General features: G+C 68.3%; 26 protein-coding genes. 12 read left to right on the top strand and 14 right to left on the bottom strand.

The window, feature by feature from the left end:
* Window positions 1-491: 491 nt before the first annotated feature.
* From ACFVYL_RS31045 to ACFVYL_RS31035, 3 genes are all read right to left on the bottom strand, one after another.
* The gene (locus ACFVYL_RS31045) at window positions 492-1142 is read right to left on the bottom strand and encodes a ScbR family autoregulator-binding transcription factor (RefSeq protein ID WP_389721827.1); all 651 of its coding nucleotides are present in this window, start codon (window positions 1140-1142) and stop codon (window positions 492-494) included.
* A 348-nt stretch (window positions 1143-1490) separates the two neighbouring features.
* The gene (locus tag ACFVYL_RS31040; RefSeq protein WP_389721825.1) at window positions 1491-1679 is read right to left on the bottom strand and encodes a hypothetical protein; all 189 of its coding nucleotides are present in this window, start codon (window positions 1677-1679) and stop codon (window positions 1491-1493) included.
* A gap of 401 nt (window positions 1680-2080) precedes the next feature.
* On the bottom strand, window positions 2081-2929 hold the full coding sequence (locus ACFVYL_RS31035; RefSeq protein WP_389721823.1) for a helix-turn-helix transcriptional regulator: 849 nt from the start codon (window positions 2927-2929) through the stop codon (window positions 2081-2083).
* A 139-nt stretch (window positions 2930-3068) separates the two neighbouring features.
* Here ACFVYL_RS31035 and ACFVYL_RS31030 point away from each other — a divergent pair, with 139 nt between their 5' ends.
* From ACFVYL_RS31030 to ACFVYL_RS31020, 3 genes are all read left to right on the top strand, one after another.
* Window positions 3069-3335: an Atu4866 domain-containing protein gene (locus tag ACFVYL_RS31030; RefSeq protein WP_389721821.1), complete on the top strand. Its 267-nt coding sequence runs from the start codon at window positions 3069-3071 to the stop codon at window positions 3333-3335.
* Between the two features lie 122 nt (window positions 3336-3457).
* The gene (locus tag ACFVYL_RS31025) at window positions 3458-4216 is read left to right on the top strand and encodes an SDR family NAD(P)-dependent oxidoreductase (protein ID WP_389721819.1); all 759 of its coding nucleotides are present in this window, start codon (window positions 3458-3460) and stop codon (window positions 4214-4216) included.
* 156 nt (window positions 4217-4372) lie between these two features.
* Window positions 4373-5173, top strand: a complete 801-nt coding sequence (locus ACFVYL_RS31020) for an SDR family NAD(P)-dependent oxidoreductase (protein ID WP_389721817.1) — start codon at window positions 4373-4375, stop codon at window positions 5171-5173.
* Between the two features lie 544 nt (window positions 5174-5717).
* Here the strand turns inward: ACFVYL_RS31020 and ACFVYL_RS31015 are convergent.
* Together ACFVYL_RS31015 and ACFVYL_RS31010 are read right to left on the bottom strand one after the other, a co-directional pair.
* Entirely contained in the window at window positions 5718-7337 is a 1620-nt protein-coding gene (locus tag ACFVYL_RS31015) for a VWA domain-containing protein (protein WP_389721815.1), read from the bottom strand.
* A 20-nt stretch (window positions 7338-7357) separates the two neighbouring features.
* Entirely contained in the window at window positions 7358-8548 is a 1191-nt protein-coding gene (locus ACFVYL_RS31010; RefSeq protein WP_389721813.1) for an AAA family ATPase, read from the bottom strand.
* A gap of 196 nt (window positions 8549-8744) precedes the next feature.
* On the opposite strand from ACFVYL_RS31010, the gene ACFVYL_RS31005 reads away from it, so the two are divergent.
* Window positions 8745-8942: a hypothetical protein gene (locus tag ACFVYL_RS31005; RefSeq protein ID WP_389721811.1), complete on the top strand. Its 198-nt coding sequence runs from the start codon at window positions 8745-8747 to the stop codon at window positions 8940-8942.
* Window positions 8943-9103: 161 nt separating this feature from the next.
* On the opposite strand, the gene ACFVYL_RS31000 is transcribed toward ACFVYL_RS31005, so the two are convergent.
* From ACFVYL_RS31000 to ACFVYL_RS30985, 4 genes are all read right to left on the bottom strand, one after another.
* Window positions 9104-9532, bottom strand: a complete 429-nt coding sequence (locus ACFVYL_RS31000; protein ID WP_389721831.1) for a spore-associated protein A — start codon at window positions 9530-9532, stop codon at window positions 9104-9106.
* Window positions 9533-10041: 509 nt separating this feature from the next.
* Window positions 10042-10239 (bottom strand): hypothetical protein, encoded by a 198-nt coding sequence (locus ACFVYL_RS30995; RefSeq protein ID WP_389721809.1) that lies wholly within the window; start codon window positions 10237-10239, stop codon window positions 10042-10044.
* Between the two features lie 308 nt (window positions 10240-10547).
* Window positions 10548-11045, bottom strand: coding sequence for a GNAT family N-acetyltransferase (locus ACFVYL_RS30990; protein WP_389721807.1), 498 nt, complete (start codon window positions 11043-11045; stop codon window positions 10548-10550).
* Between the two features lie 532 nt (window positions 11046-11577).
* Window positions 11578-12195, bottom strand: a complete 618-nt coding sequence (locus tag ACFVYL_RS30985) for a TetR/AcrR family transcriptional regulator C-terminal domain-containing protein (RefSeq protein WP_389721805.1) — start codon at window positions 12193-12195, stop codon at window positions 11578-11580.
* 67 nt (window positions 12196-12262) lie between these two features.
* Here ACFVYL_RS30985 and ACFVYL_RS30980 point away from each other — a divergent pair, with 67 nt between their 5' ends.
* Complete coding sequence (locus tag ACFVYL_RS30980; protein ID WP_389721803.1) at window positions 12263-13525, top strand: beta-ketoacyl-[acyl-carrier-protein] synthase family protein; 1263 nt, start codon at window positions 12263-12265, stop codon at window positions 13523-13525.
* Window positions 13526-13606: 81 nt separating this feature from the next.
* Here the strand turns inward: ACFVYL_RS30980 and ACFVYL_RS30975 are convergent, their stop codons facing one another.
* Window positions 13607-13870 carry a hypothetical protein gene (locus tag ACFVYL_RS30975; RefSeq protein WP_389721801.1) on the bottom strand — a complete coding sequence of 88 codons (264 nt, stop codon included), beginning with the start codon at window positions 13868-13870 and terminating at the stop codon, window positions 13607-13609.
* Window positions 13871-14658: 788 nt separating this feature from the next.
* On the opposite strand from ACFVYL_RS30975, the gene ACFVYL_RS30970 reads away from it, so the two are divergent.
* Window positions 14659-15006, top strand: a complete 348-nt coding sequence (locus ACFVYL_RS30970) for a DUF6192 family protein (protein WP_389721799.1) — start codon at window positions 14659-14661, stop codon at window positions 15004-15006.
* 612 nt (window positions 15007-15618) lie between these two features.
* On the opposite strand, the gene ACFVYL_RS30965 is transcribed toward ACFVYL_RS30970, so the two are convergent.
* The gene (locus ACFVYL_RS30965) at window positions 15619-15924 is read right to left on the bottom strand and encodes a DUF6087 family protein (protein WP_389721797.1); all 306 of its coding nucleotides are present in this window, start codon (window positions 15922-15924) and stop codon (window positions 15619-15621) included.
* Window positions 15925-16042: 118 nt separating this feature from the next.
* Between ACFVYL_RS30965 and ACFVYL_RS30960 the strand changes: the two genes are divergently transcribed.
* A complete protein-coding gene (locus tag ACFVYL_RS30960; protein WP_389721795.1) occupies window positions 16043-16381 on the top strand; it encodes a hypothetical protein in 339 nt (112 codons plus the stop codon).
* Between the two features lie 91 nt (window positions 16382-16472).
* Here ACFVYL_RS30960 and ACFVYL_RS30955 read toward each other — a convergent pair whose 3' ends face one another.
* Window positions 16473-16877, bottom strand: a complete 405-nt coding sequence (locus ACFVYL_RS30955; RefSeq protein WP_389721793.1) for a hypothetical protein — start codon at window positions 16875-16877, stop codon at window positions 16473-16475.
* Window positions 16878-17348: 471 nt separating this feature from the next.
* Here ACFVYL_RS30955 and ACFVYL_RS30950 point away from each other — a divergent pair, with 471 nt between their 5' ends.
* The 4 genes from ACFVYL_RS30950 (at window position 17349) to ACFVYL_RS30935 (ending at window position 20739) form a co-directional block, all read left to right on the top strand.
* Window positions 17349-18047, top strand: a complete 699-nt coding sequence (locus ACFVYL_RS30950) for a hypothetical protein (protein ID WP_389721791.1) — start codon at window positions 17349-17351, stop codon at window positions 18045-18047.
* A 75-nt stretch (window positions 18048-18122) separates the two neighbouring features.
* Window positions 18123-18734: a hypothetical protein gene (locus tag ACFVYL_RS30945; protein WP_389721789.1), complete on the top strand. Its 612-nt coding sequence runs from the start codon at window positions 18123-18125 to the stop codon at window positions 18732-18734.
* A gap of 167 nt (window positions 18735-18901) precedes the next feature.
* A complete protein-coding gene (locus tag ACFVYL_RS30940; protein WP_389721787.1) occupies window positions 18902-19516 on the top strand; it encodes a ScbR family autoregulator-binding transcription factor in 615 nt (204 codons plus the stop codon).
* A gap of 452 nt (window positions 19517-19968) precedes the next feature.
* Window positions 19969-20739 carry an SDR family NAD(P)-dependent oxidoreductase gene (locus tag ACFVYL_RS30935; RefSeq protein ID WP_389721785.1) on the top strand — a complete coding sequence of 257 codons (771 nt, stop codon included), beginning with the start codon at window positions 19969-19971 and terminating at the stop codon, window positions 20737-20739.
* 267 nt (window positions 20740-21006) lie between these two features.
* Here the strand turns inward: ACFVYL_RS30935 and ACFVYL_RS30930 are convergent, their stop codons facing one another.
* Together ACFVYL_RS30930 and ACFVYL_RS30925 are read right to left on the bottom strand one after the other, a co-directional pair.
* Complete coding sequence (locus tag ACFVYL_RS30930; protein ID WP_389721783.1) at window positions 21007-21669, bottom strand: ScbR family autoregulator-binding transcription factor; 663 nt, start codon at window positions 21667-21669, stop codon at window positions 21007-21009.
* Between the two features lie 940 nt (window positions 21670-22609).
* Entirely contained in the window at window positions 22610-23302 is a 693-nt protein-coding gene (locus ACFVYL_RS30925) for an HAD family hydrolase (RefSeq protein WP_389721781.1), read from the bottom strand.
* A gap of 670 nt (window positions 23303-23972) precedes the next feature.
* On the opposite strand from ACFVYL_RS30925, the gene ACFVYL_RS30920 reads away from it, so the two are divergent.
* Window positions 23973-25094: a ScbA/BarX family gamma-butyrolactone biosynthesis protein gene (locus ACFVYL_RS30920; RefSeq protein WP_389721779.1), complete on the top strand. Its 1122-nt coding sequence runs from the start codon at window positions 23973-23975 to the stop codon at window positions 25092-25094.
* Window positions 25095-25330: the final 236 nt, after the last annotated feature.

The raw sequence follows: 25330 nt of genomic DNA, 5'->3' as shown, positions 1-25330 counted from the left end.
AGATTCCCCCCGCCCTGTCAATAGAAAACCGCGTAGCTGGTTTCTAGCCGCCCCCCACCCCCCCTCCGCCACCCCACCCCCCACCCCTCCAGACAACCTCAAGAAAACCCCACACCAGAGGACCACCACACCCCCACCACCCGCACCCCACCACCCGCACCCCACACCCCGCACCCCGCACCCCGCACCCCGCACCCCGACACAACACACCAACCCCCCAGCGAACCAACCCCGCACACCCCACCCACCCCACCAAAACAGCGACAAACACCCATTCCAACCCCAAACAACACACAACCAAACGCACGGAGAGGCGGCGTCAAAGACAGAGAGAGCCGGGAGCACACGGGCCGCCCGAACCCGGAGCAGCCGGAGCACCCGAGGCATTCGAGGCGTTCGGCGCACCCGCACGACCCGGAGCGCTCAGCACACCCAAAATGCCCGAAGTTCCGCCACGGGGTGGTGAGGTCAGGGCAGGGGCCTCCGGAACGCTAGAGGGACTCTGCCTGGGCGGAGTGTGGGCGGTCTGCCCGGGCGGAGTGTGAGGGCTCTGTCCGGACGGGGCGCGGGGTCAGGCAGGGCAGCAGGAGTTCCCAGTACTGGGTCAGCGTGTGCCGAGAGAGCCAGCGAGGGTCCTCCAGGCCCAGGGCGGCGAAGCCGACGGTCGCCGCCACCACAGCGGCCGAGACCGGGGCGGGCGAGACGCCGCCGGCGAGAGCACCCTCACGGCGGGCGGTGTGCAGCAGGGTCTCGACCCAGTGCTGCCAGGCACCACGCAGGTCCAGAGGGTCGGTACGCCAGGGAGCGGGCCCCACCAGCTGGAAACCGGCCCGCATCACAGCATCCCGCTCCAGCGCGCGCATCAGGCCGTGCCCGGCCCCGACGAGCTGTTGCAGCGCACCGCCGTCCCGTTCACCTGCCTCGCGGGTGATCCGGTTGAGGCCCGCCAGACAGGCCGCCTCCACCGCACGGGCCAGAGCCTGCTTATTGGCGAAATGGAAATGCAGCGCACCCGGAGTGACCCCGGCACGCTCACTGATACTGCTGATCGTCGCGGACACAAAACCCTCCTCGGCGAACACCTCAGCCGCCGCCCGCATCACACACTCCCGCGTCCGCGCGGCACGCTCCTGCTGCACCATCACAACCCTCCCCGAACTCAAAACAACACCCCGCCCTCACCCCCACCATCCACCGGCCCCCGCTCACCGTCCACCCCCCAGCCCGGGCACGCCCCCCCGGCACACCCCTCGCCCCGCACCCGGCACACATCCACACCGGGCCGGCACACCCGGCATCCCGCGCCCGGCACGGCCCGACGAAGACCGGGACGCGGGAGGAGACCCGACGCCGGAAGGGAGGCAAGCGCAAGCCCACCCCCGGCCCGGTGCGGCATACAGGCCTGAAGTCCTGGCCCAGACACCAGGGAGCAGGGAGCAGCGCCGGTGATCCGGTGGCGATGACAAACCGTTCGGCGATGGCACACAGGCTCATCTGACGCCCGTGCCGTCCATGGGCTTGCCGCACTTACGGGCCCACTCGTGGCCTTCGAGGATGTGGTCGCGGATGCACTCGCGCTCCATGCCAGACATCGCGACGAGCGCGGTGAACACAATCCCGGAGGAACCGTAGGAGCCCTGCAGTTCCTCGGCGAGGAAACAGGAGGAACTCCAGGCCAACGTCGCAGGCCTTCAACTCCTCGGCAAGCAAGACGAGTTCGACGCCCCGGCCGACCCGCTTGCGCGCGTAGACGACGCAGGTCACCGCGCCACCAGAGGAACCGATCTCCCCGGCAAACTTCACGACGGACTCCAGCTCAGGCCGCCCCGCGGCGCGGGTGGGGCGACGCAGGTGGGCATCGGGCAGTCGTGCGACTCCACACGTGTGAAGTCGTCGCTCACGGCCCCGACTGTTCATGAAGGTGTTTCAGGCACCCAGCCGTTTGCGACAACTCATGAAACATGATCGCCGCAGGTGAACCGCCGATCGGCATGGTGTTTCACGAGCCATCACGTATGAAACACGCGGGGGCGAAATCGACCGGGCACTTGCCGGCCTATCTCCCTGCTCCGTCACCTGATCAGCGGTGAGCCCGAGGGGCGGGCCGACGGCGGGTGGCGTGGATGGAACCGAGCAGGTTGAGGGACTGGGCACTGGGGCTGCCTGGTTCGGCGTGGTAGATGACGAGCTGCTGGCCGGGGGCGTCGCGTACGTCGAAAGCCTGGTAGGTGAGGGTGAGGGGGCCGACATCCGGGTGGAGGATGTGTTTGGCGTCCCGGGTCTTGCCACGCACGGTGTGGGCGTTCCAGAGACGGTTGAAGTCCGCGTTGTTCTCGGTGAGGGTGCGGACCAGTTCGCGCAGCCGTGGGTTGTCCGGATCGAATCCGGTCGCCTCGCGCAGGTTGGCGACGGTGGCCTGTGCTGCCCGGTCCCAGTCCACGTAGAAGGTGCGGCCTGCGGGGTCGAGGAAGGTCATGCGGGCCAAATTGTCCGCCGGATCGAACGGGGAGTAGAGGGCATCGGCCTGGGCATTGGCGGCGAGGAGGTCCAGGGTCCGGTTCATGACGAACGCTGGAGTGTTCGGGTAGCCGTCCATCAGCTGTCGCAGCGCTGGGCTCACCTGCTCGGTGGCATGGGCGTAGGGCCGGTCGTTCGGCGTGGCCCCGGCCAGCCGGTACAAGTGCACGCGGGCGTCCGTGTCGAGGTGCAGTGCGCGGCTGAGCGCGTCGATCACCTGGGATGAGGGGTTGCGCTCGCGGCCTTGTTCCAGGCGGGTGTAGTAGTCGGCGTTGACTCCGGCCAGGACGGCGACCTCCTCGCGGCGCAGTCCGGCGACTCTGCGGGGCCCGTAACTCGCCATGCCCACGTCCTCCGGCCGCAGGTCGGCGCGGCGTGCGCGCAGGAAGTCTCCCAGGTGGTTGTCGTCCATGTGTTCAGGCTAGGCGAGGGCTCGGTGCGCTGCCTGGGTGTGCCATGCCCAGGCAGCACGCGTCCTGGTTGATGGCCGGTGACCTGCCCAGACTCGGTGGAGCGGAAAGGACGACATCGTTCGAGGAGAGGAGTCCGCCATGGCCGGGACCGTTGAGGGCGACCAGGACGACGTGGTCGGGGTGTGGGTGACCGCGGATGGTCACATCCGGCAGGAGCTGCTGCCGGACGGCCGGTACGACGAAGCCCGCGGTGAGCGGGCCAGCGCGTACACCGGCCGGTACACGGTGGTCGGCAGCCACCTGGACTACGTCGACGACACCGGCTTCACCGCCACGGGCGACATCCGGGACGGAGTGCTCTATCACGAGCACCTCGTGCTCTACCGGGAGCAGAAGCAGCCATAGAGAGGGCCGGGCCCGTGACCGCCCTGGTGTCGGGGGGCGACTCCGCCGTCGGCGGACCAGGGAGTCCCGGCAGTCCCGGCACAGCAGTCAGTCAACACCAACGAGAATCGAGGACCACATCCATGACTGGACAACGACTTGACGGCAAGGTCGCGCTGATCACGGGCGCGACTGGCGGCCTCGGCGCAGCGACCGCCGAGCTCTTCGCCAGCGAAGGCGCCCGACTGGTGATCACCGATATCGCCGAAGGCCCCCTGCGGGAGCTGTCCCACCGGCTCGAGGCACGCGGTGCGGAGGTCGTCGCCGCTCGCCTCGACGTCTCCTCCGCGCGGGAGTGGGACGAAGTGATCACCGTCGTACGCGACCGGTTCGGAACGCTGGACGTGCTCGTGAACGTCGCCGGCATCCTGGACTGGCCGGGTATCGAGGACACGCAGGAAGAGGCGTGGGACCGCGTCATCGACGTGAACCAGAAAGGCACATGGCTCGGCATGAAGGCGGCGATGCCGCTCCTGCGTGCGAGCGGCAACGCGTCGGTGATCAATACGTCGTCAGTGCTCGGCCTGGTGGGAAGCGGTGCGGCAGCGGCCTACCAGGCGTCAAAGGGGGCTGTGCGCCTGTTGAGCAAGACCGCCGCGGTCGAGTACGCCCGGCAGGGAGTACGGATCAACTCGGTGCATCCTGGGGTGATCGCCACGCCGATGATCCAGGACCTCCTGGACGACCAGGGCGACCAGCAGCCGGACATCCAGCGCACCCCCATGCGCCGAGCCGGCCGTGCCGACGAGGTCGCCCCCGCGATCCTCTTCCTGGCCTGCGACGACTCCTCGTTCGTCACCGGCTCGGAGCTGGTGGTCGACGGCGGGCTCACCGCGCACTGAACAACCCAGCCGTACGGCGTCCACGTGGGCCTGCCGTGAATGCGTCAACGGCGCGGCCCACCCGGTCCGCGCACCGCACCACAGCACAGCACAGCACTTCAGGTGCCCCGCACCGGCGCGCCCGCACTCACACTCACCTTCTCCAGGGACCGCACCATGACACCTGCAACCACATCCGCATCCGCATCCGCATCCGCATCCGCCGCACCATCCGAATCCACCGAGTTCGCCGGGAAGATCGCCCTCGTCACTGGAGCCGCGCGAGGGGTGGGCCGGGAGACCGTGGCGCTCCTCCACGCCCGCGGCGCCCGGGTCGTCGCCCTCGACCTCCGCCCCGACGTCACGAACCTGACGGAGGAGTTTCCCGGCGTGGTCGCGACAATCGGTGACATCACCCAGGAGGAGACCGCCCACCGCGCGGTGGCAACGGCCCTGGACGCCTTCGGCGGACTGGACATCCTCGTGAACAATGCCGGGCGCACCCAGAACAAGCCCGTCACCGAAACCACGGCCGAGGACTGGGACACCGTGATGGCGGTCAACGCCCGCGGCTCCTTCTTCTGCGCCCGAGAGGCGTTCCGGGCCATGAAGAGCCGCGGCGGCGGCGCCATCGTCAGCACCGGCTCGTACGCCTCCACCGTCGCCCTGCCCGAAGGCGCCGCCTACAGTGCGTCGAAGGGCGCTCTGGCCCAACTGACCAAGGTGCTAGCCGTCGAGGGCGGCCCGCTGGGCATCCGCGCCAACCTCGTTGCAGCGGGCGTCATCGAGACGGACTTCCTCGACACGATCCGCCCCGACAGCCGCGCCTACCTGGCGTCCTTCGCCGCCGCGCAGCCACTGGGACGTGTGGCACAGCCCGAGGAGATCGCCGAGGTCCTGTGCTTCCTCGTCTCGCCCCGCTCCAGTTTCGTCACGGGAGCCGTGGTCGCCGCTGACGGCGGTTTCACCGCGATCTAGCGACGCATCAGGCAGCACATACCTGGCGGCCACGGAACGATGGCCGACATGGCCGACTACCGGGACGTCAAACTCCTGCTATTCCAGGGCTTGTTCCGGCACGCGACGGTCCACGCCGACGACCTGGCAGGCGCCGGGATCGCGGCCATGATGCACGGCGCGGTGACCACATACGCTCTCGACGGACCGGCGGACCACCGGGCGGACGACCTCGTGGCGGCGTATGTGAGCTGCATGTGGGAACCGCCCGGTCCGGCACATGCTCGGCATACGTGGTCCTCGCCGAGGGCGGAGTCGCTTCGAGTCAGGGAGGGAAATCGGCCTCCACGGCACCGAGGCTGGCCATCTGCAGGTCGGGCTCCGATCCTGGGGGCATGTCTCCCGGTTGAGCGCTGCCGCCTTCCGGACACATCCGGAAGCGCTGAACTCGTGGGCGGTGGCGTCGGCATGTCTCGGCCGGCCGGCATTGGTCCGGCTTGACGGGATCCGGGGTGCTGCGCTCCCTGCGAACGGGTGCATGCCGCGCAGCAGTTGCCGGGCGGCGTCAGATCACGCGGAAGAGGTCGGCCGCGGCGTGGACGTCGAGGAAGTCCTCGACGCAGCGGAGGTTGTCGCACAAGGCCTCAAGGACCGAGTCGGCAGCGGCGGCGCGCGGGGCGCCGACGGCCACGCCGAAGACCCGGAAGCCCAGTCGGTCCTTGGCTTCGTTCCACCCCCGCATCCACTCCTTGGTGACGTCGCACTCGTCGTCGGTGATCATCACGATGTCGCCGCGCGTGCGGGCGGCGGCGTCGAACTCCTCCTCCAACAGTTCACCGGCCGCTGTCAGAGGCCTCTGATAGCTGGTGCCGCCGCCGAGGAAGGTCTCCGCGAAATCGAGTACCCGGGCGACGTCGACGGGCCGGCCGGCCGGAAAGCGGAAGACCTGGAGCTTGTCGGCGGCTGCGAAAAGGATGCCGACGAAATCCCGCTTGGCGTGGCGGGCCTGGTCCAGCAGCGCCAGGGCGCACGCCTTGGCCCACGCCTCGCGGGTTACTCCCCCGGGCCCTTCTACGTACATGGAGTGCGAGGTGTCCACGCACGCGATGACGGCGCCCTTCCCGGCGGACTGCTCCGCCTGGCTGTCGTAGAGCATCAGTTCCCCGGCGGCGTAGCGCGCGGCGAACACCGCACGCAGCCCGGGCAGGCCGAGGTTGGCCAGCTCGGAGGGGATCACGCGGGAGAGGTCGTCGCCGAGCGTGACGCCGACGAGTTCGCCGGTGGTGTTCTCGACCTTGCGGGCTCGCTCGCCGTCGGCCATCTGGCGGAAGCGACCGATCAGCTCGGCCCACTGGGCGAGGCGGCTGGTGCGCAGCCGTTCGGCGAGTCGGGCGCGCCGGTCGAACGGCATCCGCTCCAGCTCGCCGGGGCCGATGCCCCAGGCCCGCATCAGCTCGGCCTCCCCACGCACGGCTGCGGCGGCCTTCGCCGTCGCGTTGCGCATGCCGGCGCCGAGTTCGGGGGCTGCCCCGGCGAGGGCTTGGGCGGCGGCCTCGGCGGCCTGTTGCGCGGCGGATTCGGCGGCCTCGGCGGCTTCGATTGCCTGGCGGGCGGCGTCGGCGGCCGGGGCCGGAACGCTGCCGTCCGCGTCGGAACCGTCGGCGGCCCGCTGGAGCGCCTCTCCCACGTCGTTCGCCGCATCGTCGGCGTCCTGCTGGGCCTTCTTCGCCTGTTCGGCCTGGTCCTGCGCTTGCCGTGAGCGCTCCAGGAGCCGACGCAGCGCGGCGGCCTGGGCGAGCACGGCCATGGCGGCGGCGTAAGGGTCGCCGGACGTCTCCCGGTGCAGCTCCGCGAACTCCGGTGACGCCAACAGCACGGTCATGACGTGATGGTTGACGAGCCGGGAGGGGTCCATCTCCGTACGGTCGCGCAACCTCGGGTTGACTTTGTAGGCAGCCAGGAACGTGTCGGTCAGGAGGCCGGTGCTGTAGTCGTGGCGCTCGCTGAGTTCCTCGGTCAGCTCACGCAGGGCGGCCGACTGCTCGTAGGTGTCGCGCCACGTGATCAGTTCGAACCGGTCCGCGACCACGGCAGCGGTGTGCCGCCCGGCGGTGGCAGTGGACAGGCCCAGCCACTTGCCGCCCCGGCTCGCCAGTTCGTCGAGCGTGCGTGGTGTCTCGCCCATGGTCCAGAGCCTCCCGGCGGTCAGAGCTGAGCCTGCACCATGCTCGCGTCCATACCGAGGGCCTCGGTGAGAACGCGGGCGCGGACGGCGCGCTGGCGGCCGGTGACACGGTCGATGGTGGCAGTGGACCGGCCGGCGGCCGCCGCCTCCTCGCGGAGCCTCTCCAGCCGCTTGCCCGCCATGGCGAGCTTGTTGTGCGCCTTCTTGATGACCCAGTCGCTCAGCGCCTCGCGGGACTGCCCGGCCATGGCATCGAGTTGGGCCTCCAGCTCCTCGATGGCGTCGGCCAGATCGAGCGCCTCCTTGGCGTCGGGATTGACCAGGTGCAGCACCTCGCGCTCGACGGCCGGGCGCTGGGCCGGGGAGTCCCACAGCACGTGCGTCAGCACCGACAGATCGGTCTCGGCGACCGCCGGGCGGCCGTCGAGGAAGGCGGACGCCTGGAGCAGGCCCACCGCCTGTCGCCAGCGGCGGTCGGAGGCGACGAGTTCCTTGCGGCGCAGGGCGGCCCGCAACGTGCACACCGCGTCGACGATTCCGTCGGGGACCTCCACCGCCGGGACGGCTTCGACCACGGCGTGCTGCAACGCGGCCAGTTCGACCGTGGTCCGTACCGGCGCCTTAGGACGGCTGACGGCGGAGCGGACCAGCGCGGCGAAGTTCGAGGGGTCCTCCAGGTATCCCACCTCGATCCGTACCAGCAGCCGGTCGTAGATCGCCGCGGTGTCCTCCCCACTGGGCAGTTCGTTGCTCGCCGTGATGGCCCCGATCAGGGGGCAGCGGATCGGCTCGCCGCCGCTCTCGGGGTGGTAGATCCGCTCGTTGAGGTAGCCCAGCGTCTCGTTCAGCGCCGCCGTGGAGCACTTGAAGATCTCGTCGATGAACGCGATGTGCGCGGTCGTGGCGCGGCCGTCGTAGACCTGGCGGTACTCGCCGCGAGCCAGCGCGGCGACGTCGATGGGGCCGAACATCCTCGTCGGCGCCGTGAACTTGGACAGGAGGATCTCCCAGTAGGACGCCCCTTCGACTCTGCCCGTGAGCTCCCTGGCCAGCTCGGACTTGGCTGTTCCGGGCGGGCCGAGCACCAGCGAGTGCTGCCCGGCCAGCAGCGCCGCCACCAGCGTCCGCACCACGTCGTCGCGCTCGTAGAAACGGTCCGACAACTCGCCGCTGATCGCCCGCAGACTCTTGGCCGTTTCCCGAGCATCCATCTTCAGCTCCTTGCCTGTGGTGCCCTGTTGGGCTGACGAGCCCCCGGGAGCCACGACGAAGTGACAAGCAGCTGAGGGCGGTGGCGGTCACCCTGAGATGTTCGCATTGCGGGGTCGACGCGACGGCACAGGCCCGTCTACCCGCACCGTGCCCGAACGGCGGTCTCACCGCCACGACGTTCGGTACGGTCGCGCAATGCAGAGGGCCGACCGGCTCGACCTGGCCGGTAAGGCGTTGTCCGCCCTGGCCATCGTCCTGATCGTCTTCCCTCTCTACGAGGGGCACGTGCATCACTGGCGGCTTTGGTGCTGTGGTGGGTGGGTCAGCCTCCTCGCCCTGATGCGGGCCCGGATGTTTTGCCTGCCCAAGCAAGCGAACAACCAGGACGACTGAGCAAACTTCCTATGGCGGCGCTTCCCGCACCCCGGGCAGCGCCGCCGTCCCGTTCCCCGTTGACGTGCTGCCCGACCGCACAGAGGCGCGCGGCCGTCCGGCACGTTGCCGGGGCGGTCGCGCGCTCACTGTGCATGGTCACTTAGCGCGGCCGGTGCACCTCACCGGGCGATCCGGCCGCAGTTGGTGCCGTGCCGTTCGGCCGACTCACCGGCGATCACGCCACCCCAGGAGACACAGTGGCCTCTGGCCGCGAGGTAGACCGGGCCCGCGTACGACCGGTAGAGCCCTCCGTCGTCGACGTAGTCCCTGGTGTCATCCCGCTGGACGTAGACGTACATGTTGACTGCAGGACCGGTGGATTTGCGGACAGTCACGGCACAGTTCTTGCCTGTCGAGGAGTTGTAGGTCAGGTAGGTCGTCCCGGCCCTCCCGATGTCGATCTGGTTCACGACCTTATAACCGGTGCCGCATGCCTTGTTGTACGCGGCAACGGCTGCCGGGGCTTCGGCCGGAGCCGCTGCTGCCCCCGTGGCCGTGACCATGACGCCGCCTGCCGCCAGTGCCACCGCCGCCCCCACTATGCGGATGTATCCCTTGCGTTCCATGCGTCCCCCTGAAGCTGCTGCCCGATGCATCACCTGGCGTGCCGTCACATCCTGTCAACCGTTCACCCGGTGTTGCTCTTGCCTTCAAAGACACACTCGAAGCCCGCGCCAGTTTCACCTCCGCACTGCGCATCCCCGGCACCGGTGTGCTCCGGCACCAGAGTGCTCAGCGGCCCCGGGTGCCACGCCGGACGGCGGGTCGGGCGACGCCTGCCGCCGGGGTCGGGTCCGCTGATCGGCGTACGGGACCCAACCGGCGGCATCGGGGTCGGTCATGGTCAGGGGCCCTGGATCTCCGCACGGTTGATGCGAACGCCAGGGCGGGCTCCACTGGCCAGGGCGGGGAGCGTTCGGGTGGTGAGGGATGTCGGGTCGGCGCCGGCGCCGAAGCAGGGGAAGCGCGGTGCCGGCGGTGCAAAGAGCCGATCACTTTGCCGGTGGCTCAAGGTCGGCATACGTCCCGTTCCAGGCGCGGCGGCCACCGGAGCCGCCTACAAGCGGGCGTCGCGCTCCGCATTGCGTCGATAGGCGTCATGCGCTGCAAGGGTGACGAACCCAGCGACGAAGGCGACCGGGCCGCCATAGAGCAAAGGAGGACCTACGTCGGAAATCCAGTCCCCGATTGCGAGACCAGCGACAACGTCGACGTAGCAGAACAGAAACAGGGCTCCTGCGCCGAGCTTCATCATCGGCCACCCCCTCTTTTTGATCACCGTCCCTCGCTTACAGCATGCCCGGCCCGTTACCGGCCGACACAGTGGAGGGCGGCCCGCACGCCCCCGCCCAGCATCCCTTTGATATCCGCACTCCTCCTTGGTCTTCCACAGGCCACCCGCCTCCAGGTCGGCCCAACTTCGATGGGTGTGGCTCCTCTGGAGGGAAGGTGGATGCTGGGTCTTTGCCGGTTCGGGGCGCACGGGGCTCGGACATCCGACGGGGCCTGGGCGGCGGCGTGATCTGTACGCCAACCTTCCCTCTCCGGCCCATACTTCTGGCGTCAGGGCCGGTAGATGCACTCCGCGATCGTTGAGTGCTTCTTCCAGCCCAGGGTCTCGTACAGCGCGCGTCCGGCGTCTGTCGCGCCGAGAACGCCCATATCCGCACCGTGTTCCACAGCCCTGTTGGTGAGGGAGCGCATCACGAAGCCGCCCAGTCCCTTACGTCGATGGCTCTCTGTCGTCATCACCCGGTCCACCACCGCGGTGTCGCCAACCAGCGCCATCTGCCCCTGGGCCGCGAGCTCGCCCACCGCGTCCAGTACGCGGACGTACACGACGTCGTCGACAGTCTGAACGGTGGCGATGTATCCCTCGGGTGTGAGCAGGTCGGTGGCTGTCAGGTCGATGGCCATCAGGTGGCCCGTCTCTTCCCAAGCCACCACCCACCCCGGCGAAAGCCAGTGCTCGACGTCCTCGGGCTCCGCAGGCATCTTCATCCAGGTTCGCGGCGCCGTCACCGAGACGGCCGCGCTGCGGACCAACGACTCATCGGTCACGGGCAGAACATGGCGCCCTACTTCGGCGGGGTTGTCGGCCACCTCGATGTAGACCCCCCAGGGTTGCTCGACCGGCGGGGGCGTACGCCGGGATATTGCCCAACCCGCCGCCCATGTCCTGACCATGTCCGCAAGCATCATGTCCTCCCGAACCAGTGGCGCATCACCTGCTGGTAATGGCCTCAATGCAGCCCGGAACCTTACCGCCCGCCTCCGCGTAAGTCACGTATCTGTCAGGTGACTCTTACGCCAACGCCCGGTTGGCACCCACGCAGCAGCGAGCCAAGCCCTACCAGACAGCCGGGGATGCCCTGCAACAACCTCGCGATGGACGACCCGGCGAGCTGGTTCGCGGAGGACGATCAGGTCGTACGGCGAGGACCATCCCTACGTCCAGGCCAGAGAAGACGAGACCGCCGAGCACACGGTCCGCGACGGCTCTTGGGTCCGTCTGGCGTGGGCGTGGCGGCAGATGGCGGGGACGAGTTCACCGTGTCCCGCGCTGTGGGCGACGCAGTGACGTTCGACTGAGCTAACCGGGCTCGGGGTCGTCGTGGATGGTCAATGCTCCGGCGAGGTCGAGGTCGGCGACAGTGCCGTGCGCCCCGGCACGGACGAGCAGTACTGCGCCGAGCGCGGTGCTCCAGAACGTCCTGGCCTCCACATCGAGCGGTCGACGGGCCTCCCAGCCGCGACTGTTGATGAGCTGGCTCACGAAGCGCTCGGATTGCCGGAACAGCAACTGGAGGTGCTGGTCGACCACAGGGGCTAGTTCGGGCTTGGAGATCCCGGCGGCGAGTGCTCGCGCGACCGATGGGAGCGAGGGCATGGCCAGTACGGCGCGGGCGATGTTGCGCCTGAATGTCGCCGCATCCGGGGCTTGTCGACCGACGCGCTCAATCCGTCGGGCGTCGTGCAGCAAGCCGAGAAAGGCGGCGTGCACGAGCAGCGAGTCCTTGGAGCCGAAGTAGTAGGTGACCTGATTGGGGAATGCGCCTGCCGCGTTAGCGATCTCCGCGACGCTCACCTCAGCGCCGGGCCGCTCCTTGCAGAGCTGTGCGGTCGCCTCGATCAGCCGGCGCCTCGTCATGCGACCGCGGTCACGCGACGGAGCCGACGTCGACCGAGCTTCAGTTCGCTTCTTCGCCACACCCGAATTGTATGTGATACAACAAGGCCTTGTTCACTTGTATCGCATACAAGAAAGGTCGAAGGGCATGCACCGGACTGAAGTCGTCGTGACCGGACTCGGCGCGATCACACCACTTGGGGCAGACGTGGAGTCCACCTGGGACGCCCTGCTTGCCGGTGAGTCCGGCATCCGCGGTGACGTTCTGCGTGGTCACGAGGACGTCGGCCTTCCCGACACCGTCGGGGGGACCATGGCGATCGACCCCGCCGATTTGCTGCAGCCGGTACAGGCCAGGCGGCTCGACCGCTCGCAGCAGGCAGCTTTCGCCGCGGCGGCCGAAGCCTGGGCCGATGCCGGCACCCCAGAGGTGGACCCGGACCGGCTCGCGTCGGCGATCGGCACGGGCATCGGTGGCGTACGGACGCTGCTGAAGGAAGACGGTGTGCTGGAAGCGGCCGGAACCCGGCGCGTCTCGCCACGCACAGTCCCCATGCTCATGCCCAATGCAGCGGCGGCGCTGATCAGCATCGAATACGGCGCACGGGCCGGGGTCTACACGCCCGTCTCGGCGTGCTCTTCCGGTGCCGAGGCAATCGCCCTGGGCGCCAGGCTCATCCGCGCCGGCGAGGCGGACGTCGTCATCGCGGGCGGGACCGAGGCCGCCATCACCCCGATCACCGTCGCCGGCTTCACCCAGGCACAAGCACTGTCACGGCACACCGTCGAACCCGCGTCAGCTTCCCGGCCGTTCGCCGCGGACCGCAGCGGATTCGTCCTCAGCGAAGGCGCCGCTGTCATAGTGCTCGAAAGCGCCGAGCATGCCGGCGCCCGAGGCGCGCGCGTCCGCGCGGTGCTCGCGGGCACCGGCATCGCCGCCGACGCTCACCACATCACGGCGCCCGCTCCCGACGGCTCCGGTCAGATCTCGGCCATGCGGAAGGCCCTGGCGCAAGCCGGTTTGGCTCCCGAGCAGATCAGTCACATCAACGCCCACGCCACCGGAACTCCGGTCGGCGATGCCGCCGAGGCGCACGCGATCGGGGAGGTCTTCGGCCACGCCACCGTGACAGCCCCCAAGGCGGCGCTCGGTCATCTCTTTGGCGCCGCCGGCGCGATCGAAGCGCTCATCACGGTCCTCAGCGTGGAGCACGGCGTCATCCCGCCGACCCGCAACCTCACCACGGCCGGCGTCGGTCCGGACATCAATCTAGACGTCGTCGAAGAGCGACGAGACGTTCCCCAGGAGGCCGTGCTCAGCAACTCCTTCGGCTTCGGTGGGCAGAACGTCTCACTCATCGTCACCGGCGCACGGCGCTCCGCGTCCCGTACAGCCCCGACCACACCGTGACCCACGCGAACGCACCGTTGTCCGTGGAGGGTCCTCGCCGAGGTGCACCTGTCCGGTTGGTGACCACTGATGCGATGCGGTTCAGGGCTGGGGCCCGGCGTCGAGCCCCAGCCCTTGTGCGTCCCGCTCCGGACGGATGGCCGTGAGGGCGCAGGCGCCGGTCATGAGCATCACCGCGCCGGCGACCAGGAAGGCGGTGGTGTAGCCGACTGCCGCGGTGCCGGCCGTGTCGATGAGGTGGCCGGTCAGGAACGGCGCCACGAGGCCCGGCAGGGTGCCGATACCGGCGACGATGCGGAAGACGGCTCCGCGCTGGGCAGGAGGGGCGACCTGCGCAGTCGTCATGTCTTTGAACTCTGGCCGTGAGGCAGAGACGGCTGGATGATCGGCGGTGTGGGGGCTGGCGGGACGGTTCGGCGGTATTGCCGGGAGTGTGGTGATCCGTTGCCGGTGACGATGGCGGCGGCCGCGGTGTTCTGCTCAAGTCGGTGCAGGTCGCGGCGGTGGCGGAGGATGCGCCGGACCCGGTTGCGGGTGGCTGCGATACAGCGGGGCGAGCAGGCGGAGTGTCCGGTGTGCGGCCGGTCGTGGACGGTGGGGGTGGAGCGGTCGAGGTCGGCGGTGTACTGCTCCAACCGGCGCCGGGTACGGGCCTGCCAGCAGCGGCGGGCGTCGCGTTTTGGTGTTGCGGAAGCGCCGTAGGAGAACGCCTCGCCTGAACCTTCAACACCCCTTGTTTTGCGCGGGGGTTGGAGTCTCTGGAGGGGTGCTTCCGGTGCTCCCGGCTCGCGCACTGTCTGCGCCGCTCGGGCTCGCACGCGGGTGGACGGTGACCGGGGCCGGCGCCCCTGTGCCCGGTCGCATCCTGAGCGGCCGGGCCGGCCCCGTGAGGGTGTTGGTCGTCATGACCTAGGTGAAGGACCGGGTCGGGAACGTCACACGGCAGCGTTACGAACAGCTCGTCGCGCAGGCCGAGGAACTGATCGCGCAGGTCGCCCGCGCCCAGTTCTCCCTGGGCTACATGGCTTTGGAGATTGAAACGATGCGTCCGGTGGGCGGGTCGATGCCCAACGGCACGGAGGACCTGTTCACCGTGGCGGAGTCATTGCAGCTGTTCGCGGACGGTGTCGGCGTTGGAGCGGAGCACGGTGGAGGACTGGCGCTACACCGCCAACCGGTGGCTCAAGGGCAAGCGCAAGGAGGGGGTGTCGTTCACCGTGCACCGCATCCTGGCCTCGGTCGCGGACGAGGGCGAGCGGTGGGCGGCCATCGAGGACGCGCCGTTCAACCCGCGCACCGGGGCCCGGCAGTGGACGCCGGACGGCGCCAAGCGCGTGGTCGGCCAGCGGGTCGACCGCCCGGTCACGCTGGACGAGAAGGCCGCGGCGGTCGCCGACCAGACCCGGAACGACGAGGTCGCCGCGCAGGTCGCCACCGATCTGCTGAAGCGGCCGAAGGTAACCGAGCACGTCATCCCGTGACTTCGTGGACCTTCCTCACCAACCATGCCCGCGTGCTCCTGGCCCTCGCCCGCGACCCCACCTCACGCAGCCGTGACATTGCCGCGGCCTGCCACATCACCGTACGCACCGCCCAGGCCGTCATCGCCACCTCGACCAGGCTGGCTACCTCAGCCGGGAACGGCGCGGGCGACGCACGCACTACACCGTTCACCTCGACAGCAGCCTCCGCCACCCAGCGGAGGCCGACGCCCCCGTTCAAGCGCTGCTGGCCCTCTTCACCGCCCATGACGAGCGGTGACTACCCACCGAAGGAGGACGAGGAAAAGAAATAACTACTCATGGAACCGAAGCTCTGCGCTGGCATGGGCAGTTGAGATCGAATACAGGTATGTCTTTCACGTCTGCCCGCCGCCCACGGTTACGCCGTACCACCCGCACGGCTACTTCTGCCCCGCGGGCACCAGATGGGCTCTGACCTGCTGCACCGAGGTGGAGAAACACCTACTCAACGAGCTCACGGGCCTGCTGCGACGCCTTGTCCATGACGTCCACGTCGTTCAACAGCCTCCAGGAACCAAGGGATTCAAAATCATCCTGAGACGCTGGACCAGCGAGCGCGTATCGGCTGGCTCATGCAAGCTTCTGGTGCCGACCGCAACCCGGTCCCAGTCCCGGCGGACGGCCCCAGTGAGCAGGCTTCGACTCGACCGGTTGTGACGGGTGGAGCAAAGCCTTCGCGACCGCCAAGTCGTTGACGACGCCGACCGTCTCACACGGCACGCCTGTCCACTCCTGGACCCCCCACGGGGCGTACGGATCGACGTACGCCCCGCGGTGCGGCCCCTGAGTGAGCGGCACCGCCCGCAGCTTCCCCTTCGAGGCGGCCCGGCGCTCCTCGCGTCTGCGCGCCCAGCCCTCCAACGGCGCCTCGTGCATCGCCACATGGTGGCGCAGCCGCGGCCACGTCCGTCACCCTTGACCAACGCCCTCGGGGCGACACGAGCCCCGCTCCGCGACCATCGGCGGCGTCCCAGTCCCGCTCGGAAGGAACGCCATGAACGCTCCAGCGCCCTCCCGCCGCACCGTCGGCCTCGTAGTCGGCGCCCTCCTCGTCATTGTGGGCGCCGCCCTCGCTTCGATCGCCGTGTTCGGGGGCAGCGCCACGCCCGACCCGGAGTCGTCCCGTCCGTCCTCGGCCCAGCCGACCAAACCCGCCAGCAAGCCGCAGGACGGGCAGAGCGCCGGCCCGACTGCGGGGGCGAGTTGCCTGCTGTACGACTTCGAGTGCCAGGCCGAAGGCGGCTCCGCCGTCGTACCTCGGCAGTCGTCGGTGTTGCCCGCCGACACAGGCGGCACCGGCGGGTACGGCCACCTCTTCGGTGGCACTGGCTGACCGCTGCCACAGCTTGCGGTCGTACGCCGCTGAGAGCACCGCTTCACGGAAGCAGGAGCCTGTGATCAGGCCCCTGCTTCTCGTATCTCTGCTACTCCTCGAACTGCTTGACGGCCTTGTCCAGGATTGGCAGCTTGCTCGGGCAGTGCTTCTTGAAGAGGGCGCGGGAGGCATCCTCGGCAGCCTTGTCAGCCCTGGCATCGGACATTCCCTTGTCGGCCGCAAGGTTGCCGATGGTAATCAGATCAGCGCTGACCTCCGCCACTGCGGTGGCTTCGTCCTCAGGTTCGGAGCACATCTTCTTGACGGACAGGCCCCGGACTTCGTCCTCGCTGATCCAGCCGCCGTTGTCCTTCACGGCCTGGGCCACGAACGATTGCGCAGGGTCGGCCGACTCGCTCGATTTGCCGTCACTCCCACTGCTTCCGCAAGCGGAAACGGTGGCAGTAAGCCCAAGGGCGAGACTGGCAACGAGGACGATCTTTCTTATGTGCATATGGTCAATCTAGCGACATATACGACGCCCCCCGTCTGATGGGCCCGGTGAACGCTGCCCGCGCGCAGCACCTGCGTACCACCAGGTCAGCGCGACGCTAAACCGCTCGACACGCCCGCCGCCCTCCAGACCATCGACACCTGGGAACAGCAATGGCATCAGATCCAGGACAAGCGCCGCGGCCGCTGACCCTCCCTTCCGCCCGGCCCCGAAGCACCACCGGGGCTGGGTTTTCAGTCCCCGGCCCACCAGGGAGCGCCGGGGCCTGAAAATTCCGGCGCTGGTGAACCCGGTCACCGATGAACCGGGTCCCGGCACATCAGGCGCCTTCAGCAAGAACACCAAGTAAGACCATCAAGTAGTTACGGTGCCTTCGCTCCACTCGGGCATGGTCGGCACCCTCGGCAGGGAGACTCGACTGCGAACCAGCGGGCGCGGCTCGTCGATGATCAAGGTCGATAAGCTGTGCTCATGTCACGTATACGAGTCGCCGTTACTGCTGCCCTCCTCGGGATGGCCGCGCTCACCGCCTGCTCCTCCAGCTCCTCCAGCTCCTCCAACTCCAGCGGCGACAAGCCGGACTCCACCTCGGACGGGGAGAAGCAGATCTCCGCCCCGGCCCTGAAGCCGATCACCAAGGATCTTGCCCAGGCACAGATCTCCCAGGCGGTGCCGGGTGATGGAGAGCTGCTTCCCGGCTACTCCCTGCACGGCACCAAGTCGGTGACCGAGGGGCAGTACTGCCAGGACAGTGACGACGACTCTGCCCCGAAGGGCTGGGTCCGGGGTGCCGATGCCTCGTACGAGTACAACGGCTCCACGCTCAACATGGTCTATGTGCACATTTGCCTCTTCGAGACGGCCAAGGACGCACACCGCGCCTACGCCGCGTGGAAGGGTGACGAGAAGAGCAAGCAGCAAGCTCCGACGAAGCCGGTGGGCGACGAGAGCACGCTTGTGATCAACCCCGGCATCAGCGACGACAGCGTCTACGGCTATAGCCGCTCGGGCAAGGCCAACATCCGCGTGAAGGTCGACGGCGGCACCGCGGGCGACCCCTCAGGCGCGCAGGCCATGCTCACCGCGACGTTGAAGCGTCTCCAGCAGGCCCAGGCGGACAAGCAGCCCACAGCCACAGCCGCGGACGAGCAGGCGACCGCCAGCAAGTAGCCCGAGCAGGGAGGGCGGGGCCAGGCACGCTGTCACAGAATCGGACGCGTCGGCGTTCCCACCGGCATGACGACCATGCCCAGCACACTGCCCCTCGCCCGCCACTACTACGAGACCCGCCGCGAAGTCCTGGCTGCGGGCGGCGAGCACGTCACGACGTCCTCGACGAAAGCCTGTGGCCGAAGCAGTGCGCCGTCCTGGACGCGGTCGTCGACCACAAAAGGATGGCCGCGTCAGCCGGGTTCGGCCTGGTCAGGACGCATCCGGCCGCCCGCGCCGCCGTCTGGTTTCATCAACGTCTCTCCGGTCTGCGCCGCCCTGTGCATCACCACCGTGACCCCCTTCCGTCAGGTGCAGCGCCAGCTCTGGCCGCACATCCGCAAGGTGGTGCGGCGCGCGGGCCTGCCGGGTTCCTGCGACACCGTCCAGCACCAGATGCCCAACCCGTACGGCAACGACTTCGTGGCCGCGTACGGCTTCTCCGCGCCCGCCAACGATGAGGCGGGCGATACGCAGGCAGACGGACAGGCAGGCGAGCACGACCCGCTCAACAAACCACGCGCGCGGTTTCTTCAGGTTACGATTCAACCACTTTCCTGCGGCAAGTTTCCGCCACCACCCCGCGCCTCGGCGCCGAAGCGGATCCCCTACCTTCCAGCCAACACGCCAGCACAGGACCAGAGTTGAAGCCGAAGCAAAGGCCGAGGTGACCCACCCCGCCAACCCCGGAACCGAACAGACGGAACACGTCACGCCTGACCACCCGGACAACCCGTCCCACCCTCCCCCTGGTTATCAAACCGCCAAGTTGGTTTCATATGCTGACCGGAAACCATTCTCGACGGGAGTCACCAGTGAGCAAGCAGGAACGGGCCATCCGGACCCGCACCGCACTCATCCGCTCCGCCGCACAACTCTTCGAACGCCACGGCTACACGAAAACCAGCCTCGACGACATCAGCACCGGCGCCGGAGTCAGCCGTGGCGCCCTGCACTTCCACTTCGAGAACAAAGCCGCTCTCGCCCACGCCGTCCAACACGCCGCCGCCCAGACCCTCCACCAGACCATCAATGCCATCCCCCCCGAGCACACCAACGCACTCCAAAACCTCATCAACCTCACCCACCACATAGCCCACCTCCTCCACCACGACCCCATCGTCCGCGCCGGATTCCGCCTCAATACCGACACTCACACCCCCGCCCCCCACAACCTCCGGCATCAATGGCACACCTGCATCCACCACCACGTCATCCAAGCCGTCCACCAGCACACCCTCGCCCCCCACATCACCCCCGAAGCCCTCACCAACACCATCCTCGCCACCACCACCGGCCTCGAAATCCTCAGCCGCACCAACCCCAGTTACCTCACCCCCACCCCCCTCACCCACTTCTGGCAACTCCTCCTCCCCACCATCACCAGCCCCGAGGCCGCAACCGAAGCCACACCCACGCCCACACCCTGAGACCAACCCCCCACGCCCACCCCGAAACGCCCCCACGCAAGCCGCAACCCAGCCGACCTGGCCGATCCGAAACGCAGCCTCGGCAGCGGACCAGACCGGCGAGACGTATCCAAGCCCTCCGCACCAGGGCTCACTCATCGAAGCGCGTCGAGCGCCGCCCCTCTGACAGCCACCCGACGCGGCAAGGACAACGGCAGGGCGGGGCACGGCAGGCAGACACCATGCCGACGTCCCGGCGCACCACGACACACCCAGACCACGCCGCGCACCACGCAACTCGAAGAAGAAGAGACCGGAGAAGTGGAGACGGAGGGGCGAGGTGATCTCAAAGACCAGGGATGCGGCCCCTGTTATCGAACGCGCACGCTAAGCTACCGGAGTGGTCGCAGCCCGCCGGGCGGGAGCGGCCCGCTGCGGCATGCGCCGCGCGAGACAACGGGGAAGTAGGCAGGATGACGCAGGCTCAGGGCTCGCTCGCGGGCAAGGTCGCCCTCATTACCGGCGCGAGCAGCGGGATCGGCGCGGCGGCGGCGCGGGTGTTCACCCGCGAGGGCGCACACGTGGTGCTGGTCTCCCGGCGCGAGGACCGCCTGGCGCTGCTGGTCAAGGAACTGCGGGCCGAGGGCGCGCAGGCCTCCTACTGCACCGCGGACGTTCAAATCGCCGCCGACATGCGCCGGGCAGTCGCCCACGCGGTGGACACCCACGGACGCCTGGACGTGGCGTTCAACAACGCGGGCACCGCCGTGGAGAAGACCCCCCTGCACCTGATGGACGACTCCGCCTACGACCTGATCATGGACACCAACGTGCGCGGGGTATGGAACTGCCTGCGTCCCGAGATCAGCGTAATGATCGAAAACGGGGGCGGAGCGATCGTGAACACAAGCAGCGTGGCCGGCTTGATCGCCACCTCCGTAGCGGCCCCCTACATCGCCGCCAAACACGCCGTGGTCGGCCTCACCAAGGTCGCCGCGGTCGAATACGCGCCCCATAACATCCGCGTCAACGCCATCGCCCCTGGCCTGGCCCGTTCGGAGATGGTCGAGGACTGGTTCGCCCGCTTCCCCGGCCAGGAAACCAAGAGCAAAGCCTCCTCCCCGCAGAACCGCATGGCCGAACCCGAGGAGATCGCCGAGGCCGCCGCCTGGCTGTGCAGCGACCGCGCCTCGTTCGTCACCGGCGCCACCATGCCCGTGGATGGCGGCGCCACCACCTGGTGAACCCACCATCCCGGCACGAATCCCAGGCCCGGACCGCAGGCCGGACACGCTCGCGCTTTCGGGGCCGCTGTGTCTGTTGAACCATTGCCCGTGGCCAGGCGCTTTGCTCCGCTGGGTGCGGGGCCAGCGCTGCGGGAGCGCGCGGGGTCCGGTGCTGCGCACTCTCGGCGCTATACGCGTGCAGTGCTGGTCTCTCTCCGTCGCCACGAAACACGCCGGCGGCGGGCGTTCAGCCCGCGGCTGGCTCAGAAAGAGCCACGGGCGGGATCAACGGGCGATGTCCGCCAGAGCGGACGCGTCGACCGCCACCGCCTGTGCATACAGCCGCGCCCCCCGGTCCGGAGCCAGGTCCAGACGCGCCAGCACGGCCGGCACCGCGATCGCCGGTATCAAGTGGTCGTAGAGCACCGCGATCCGCCGCTCGACATCGGCCAGTCCGCACTCCAGCTGCGAAAACAGCTGTACCCCGTGGAAAGCACCCACGATCAGCTCCGCGGTCTGCCGCGGCACCACATGTGCAAACACCTCACCACGCTCTTTGGCCTCGGCAAGGATCTGCGCGGAAAAGTCGATCAACGCCGGCCACGCACTGCCATAGTGCTCCCTGCCCTGCGGATCTGAGGAGAGCACCGCTCCGGCCCGTACCATCGGATCCCGCGGCAGCCGATGCGCCAGCAGCAGTCCCCCATCCACCCATTCCTGGACCTTCAGCTCCTGAGATGATGCTGCATAGGCGACCTGCGCCTCCAACACCCCCCGCGCCAAGGCCTCCTTGGAATCAAAGTGGAAGTACAGAGCTCCCTTGGTCACCCCGGCCCTCTGAAGGATGTCCGACACCGTAGCCGCCGAATATCCGTTCTCGGCAAAAACCGACGCAGCCGCTTCCAACACCGCGCGGCGGGTTCGAACAGCACGCTCTTGCTGCGCCACGTGACCTCCCCTGCACTCCGTGCCCGTATCGGGTAGGCAGCGGACCTGAATAACAAACCTTCGTGGACATACCTTACCCACAACACCCCGTAAGGACCCCGCTGAAGATCTTGACAAGTCCTCGCCCGGCGCCCCCACGCCCGACAAATCCCCACCCCCCTCCATTCCCCCAACCCCCGACTCCCTCAACGCTCCGCTGATCAGACCGGATTGCCCTATCAGGCTCTCCGCCCAGGAACAAGGCGTAAGGCGCAAGGGAGACCAAGGGGCGACGCGCCGCAGCGATGTTGCGCAGTGAACGGCGCCCGGGCACACCGAGGCAGGCCAGACCTCCTGGCTCTCGAGACCTCACGGCTACAGGACCGATGCCGAGAACCAACCACCGCAGCCTCCCGGAGCAGCGACACGAGGGGCGAAAGCCCCCATTCAGCAACCTGCCACACACCAGCCACACCGCCAAGAGAGCGGGAGTACGGAAACCGGGGACATCGGGCCGTCAGCCCCCTACCGCGCTAACCGGGCCCCGTAGGACACAACAGCCCGGCGGTCAAGCCATAACAGGCCCCACTCGCGCCGACCCGGCACACCAACAGCAGTCGCACAACTACCGGCCCGCAGCGCCCACTTGCCACCAGTACTCAGTGCGCCCCACTACTGAGCGGCCCGCTCCGCCCGCCGCCCCATCCGGGCCACTGACATCCCCCAGTTGGACGACCGGCACTTCCCCCCTGCCGGCCACCGAGGAGGGGGGTCGCTGCCGCAACGCGGACCCCCTGAGGCGGCGTCCCCGATCCCAGGCCGCCGCCCCGGCCAGGCGGCAGAGGCCGCCTGATGTTCCTGCACCGCGTCGACACACCATCCTCAGTAGCAGTAGCCGACGAATTCACGCCGGACCCACAACTCAGCTACCTCGCCGAAGAAGGGCCCGGCCCACTGTTCCTCAGGCCCCAGGGCCGTGCGCAGGCCAGCTGGCCCCGACGGCCGCCTCCGCATCCACCGTCCGCAGCAGCTCCTCATCGATCTCACCGAGCGAGCGCACCACGTGCCGGGCTCCGGCCCGCTCCATCAACGGCCGCTGGAACCCGTTCTCGTAGTCACTGGGGTGCCCGACGAAGGCCACCCCCAGCTCCCTGGCCGCCTCCGCCACCCGCGCCACATCGTCAATGAAGAGCACCTGGTCAAACCGCAAACCGAACATATTCGTGATTTCTCGAATACCAGGGCGGAAGTCATTGGTGCACACATAGGCCGGCTCGTCGAAATACCCTGCCAAAGAACCCAGATACTGATCGAAGTGCGTACGCTCCAGTCCTCCATAACACACCGCACGCACCCCCAGCGCACGCAGCTTTTCCAACAGCTCCCGCGCCCCGTCGAGGACTCGTACCGGATGCTCGCGAACATATCGATCCCGCTCCTCGAAATACGCCGCAAGCAGGTCCCGTGCGCTTCCTCCCAGAACATCCGACGCCGCCTGCGCCGCCACCATTTGCGGCTGCGACAACAATGCCTGCTCCAACTCCGCCCCGTAGACCCCGCCCCACGACTCGACCAGACGCCGGATCACGGGGCCGAAACTGTCATTGAGCAACACCCCGTCGATATTCACCGCCACCAAACTCAGGTGTTCCAACCCCTGCCCGTGTCCTCCCGAGGGATCCACCAAGCCGCCACCAGCCAGCCCCTCACGGGCCTGCCCAGCACCGGACACGACTCCCCCACTGGCCACACCCGCATCACCCTCACTCGAACTTGTATCGCTCGGACCCACTTGAACCGTCACAAAAACCCCGCTTCCCGCGGCCATCACGGCGACGTCCGACGCCAGCCCAACCCTCGCCCCACCACGCGACACCCTGCCATCATCGGCGAACACCACGCTGCAGCAGAAACGGAGCCGACATTGCGTACCGCCCACGAAATAGCACGAACTCCACGACACGGCCGCCACCAGACCGGGAGGGCGAAACCCAATAAGAAACCGGCATCCCGGTTTCCCTTCGATAAGCGGACGGAATAATTCCTCTTACCCTCACCCCAGGCCCGACTGCCACCGAAAACGTAACTACCCAGCGTCACGAATTACCGGCGCCCGCACCTCTCCCCTATTCCCGTGGCCTGACCGCATGCAATCACCACCGGCACTTGAAAAGAAAACCGGTGGGTATGTATGTTATTGACTTACTTTCATTCACCTCCAGGGGGAGAGGTTCATGAACAGTCTGGTCCTGACTCACTCGCAAGACGCCCGGAACAACCAGAACTCAAACAACCCGCCGGATGCTCAGGTCGCCACCGTCACCTTGAGCAGGCAGAACGGGTCGGCCACCCGGCATGAGCGCGCCACCCAGCACGGGCAGGCTCCGCAAGCCACCATTGCCACCCGGATCCCGCAAGAGCCACTGGCCGTCCAGCACGGATGGGACGCACTGATTCCGCCCGCGCCGCAGGGCATACTCCGCGCGGGGCGGCAGCCCGTCCCGCTACGCCGGCTCACCACCACCGTGCACCGCGAGTACGTTCACCGCACCGCCCAGGCCGAGGTCTTCCTCACCGGACACGAGAAGACCGGCCGGAACACCTACGCCCTCACCGGCCAATGGCCTCGCGCCCACACCTATTTCACCACCGCCGACGGCCTCGGTCACGACCACCTCCAAGTGTGCGAAACCTTCCGCCAGATCGGTATCTACCTCGCGCACACCGAACACGACGTCCCCCTGAGCCACCACTTCGTCATGCAAGACATGACCGTCGTCACTCACCCCGAACACCTCGGCATCCAGGACACCCCCACCAACCTCATCATCAACGTCACCTTCATCCGCGCCTCCCGCGGCTCCCACTTCAGCGCCGACTTCGCCATCGTCAGCAATGACCGCGTCATCGCCACCGGCCGCGGACGCTTCACCTGCATCTCTCCCGCCGCCTACCGGCGCATACGCACCAGCTCCCACCCCACCACCCCCACCCTCAGCGATCTCCGCTACAGCCCCACTCACCAAGACCCCACCGCCTTCGGCCGCACGCACTCCCGCGATCTTGTACTCGCCCCCACCCGCCAACCTCACACCTGGCGCCTCAACGCCGACCCCCGCCACCCCGTGCTCTTCGACCACGACGGCGACCACATCCCCGGCATGGTCCTGATCGAAGCCGCTCGCCAAAGCGCCCACCCCCAGCTCCCTCGCAACACCCTCCTCACCCACTCCCACACCGAGTGGCACCGTTATGTCGAACTCGCCGTTCCCTGCTACATCACTGCCACCCCCCGACCCACCACCCGTCCCGACACTCACACCGTTCACGTCACCGGCCACCAAAACAACGAGGTCACCTTCACCGCACGCCTCACCGCCACGGCCCGAAACGAACGACAGGCACCCGCCGCCGGCGTACCCGGGTGGAGGCGGACCGTCGCCTAAGACGGCGGGCCCCAACAGACGGGACGTCGCCCCGTTTCCAACACGGCGGACCCTTTCCGCGACGCCCTCCTGGGCCGCATGACTGCCTGGGCCGTCGGCCACGACGAGCCTCTCGGCTGTATTCCTTGCCGCACCCCTTGCCGCCTGACCGCGGGCACCATCTGCCAGTCGAACGTCCGCTCCCCTGCCGGCCTGAGCGGAGTGAACTTCTCTCCGGTCCAGTAGGAGTAGCGGCC

Origin of the sequence: Streptomyces sp. NPDC058308 (genome assembly GCF_042880275.1) — a bacterium.
GTDB lineage: Bacteria > Actinomycetota > Actinomycetes > Streptomycetales > Streptomycetaceae > Streptomyces.
Note: the sequence above shows the minus strand (reverse complement) of the source record. Positions and strands in the feature narration are given on the sequence as shown.

Bases quoted from the DNA above. Each gene is read 5' to 3' on its own strand.
- ACFVYL_RS31045 (WP_389721827.1), bottom strand. From the start codon at position 1,142: ATGGTGCAGCAGGAGCGTGCCGCGCGGACGCGGGAGTGTGTGATGCGG.
- ACFVYL_RS31035 (WP_389721823.1), bottom strand. From the start codon at position 2,929: ATGGACGACAACCACCTGGGAGACTTCCTGCGCGCACGCCGCGCCGAC.
- ACFVYL_RS31030 (WP_389721821.1), top strand. From the start codon at position 3,069: ATGGCCGGGACCGTTGAGGGCGACCAGGACGACGTGGTCGGGGTGTGG.
- ACFVYL_RS31025 (WP_389721819.1), top strand. From the start codon at position 3,458: ATGACTGGACAACGACTTGACGGCAAGGTCGCGCTGATCACGGGCGCG.
- ACFVYL_RS31020 (WP_389721817.1), top strand. From the start codon at position 4,373: ATGACACCTGCAACCACATCCGCATCCGCATCCGCATCCGCATCCGCC.
- ACFVYL_RS31015 (WP_389721815.1), bottom strand. From the start codon at position 7,337: ATGGGCGAGACACCACGCACGCTCGACGAACTGGCGAGCCGGGGCGGC.
- ACFVYL_RS31010 (WP_389721813.1), bottom strand. From the start codon at position 8,548: ATGGATGCTCGGGAAACGGCCAAGAGTCTGCGGGCGATCAGCGGCGAG.
- ACFVYL_RS31005 (WP_389721811.1), top strand. From the start codon at position 8,745: ATGCAGAGGGCCGACCGGCTCGACCTGGCCGGTAAGGCGTTGTCCGCC.
- ACFVYL_RS30995 (WP_389721809.1), bottom strand. From the start codon at position 10,239: ATGATGAAGCTCGGCGCAGGAGCCCTGTTTCTGTTCTGCTACGTCGAC.
- ACFVYL_RS30980 (WP_389721803.1), top strand. From the start codon at position 12,263: ATGCACCGGACTGAAGTCGTCGTGACCGGACTCGGCGCGATCACACCA.
- ACFVYL_RS30975 (WP_389721801.1), bottom strand. From the start codon at position 13,870: ATGACGACTGCGCAGGTCGCCCCTCCTGCCCAGCGCGGAGCCGTCTTC.
- ACFVYL_RS30965 (WP_389721797.1), bottom strand. From the start codon at position 15,924: ATGCACGAGGCGCCGTTGGAGGGCTGGGCGCGCAGACGCGAGGAGCGC.
- ACFVYL_RS30960 (WP_389721795.1), top strand. From the start codon at position 16,043: ATGAACGCTCCAGCGCCCTCCCGCCGCACCGTCGGCCTCGTAGTCGGC.
- ACFVYL_RS30955 (WP_389721793.1), bottom strand. From the start codon at position 16,877: ATGCACATAAGAAAGATCGTCCTCGTTGCCAGTCTCGCCCTTGGGCTT.
- ACFVYL_RS30950 (WP_389721791.1), top strand. From the start codon at position 17,349: ATGTCACGTATACGAGTCGCCGTTACTGCTGCCCTCCTCGGGATGGCC.
- ACFVYL_RS30945 (WP_389721789.1), top strand. From the start codon at position 18,123: ATGCCCAGCACACTGCCCCTCGCCCGCCACTACTACGAGACCCGCCGC.
- ACFVYL_RS30935 (WP_389721785.1), top strand. From the start codon at position 19,969: ATGACGCAGGCTCAGGGCTCGCTCGCGGGCAAGGTCGCCCTCATTACC.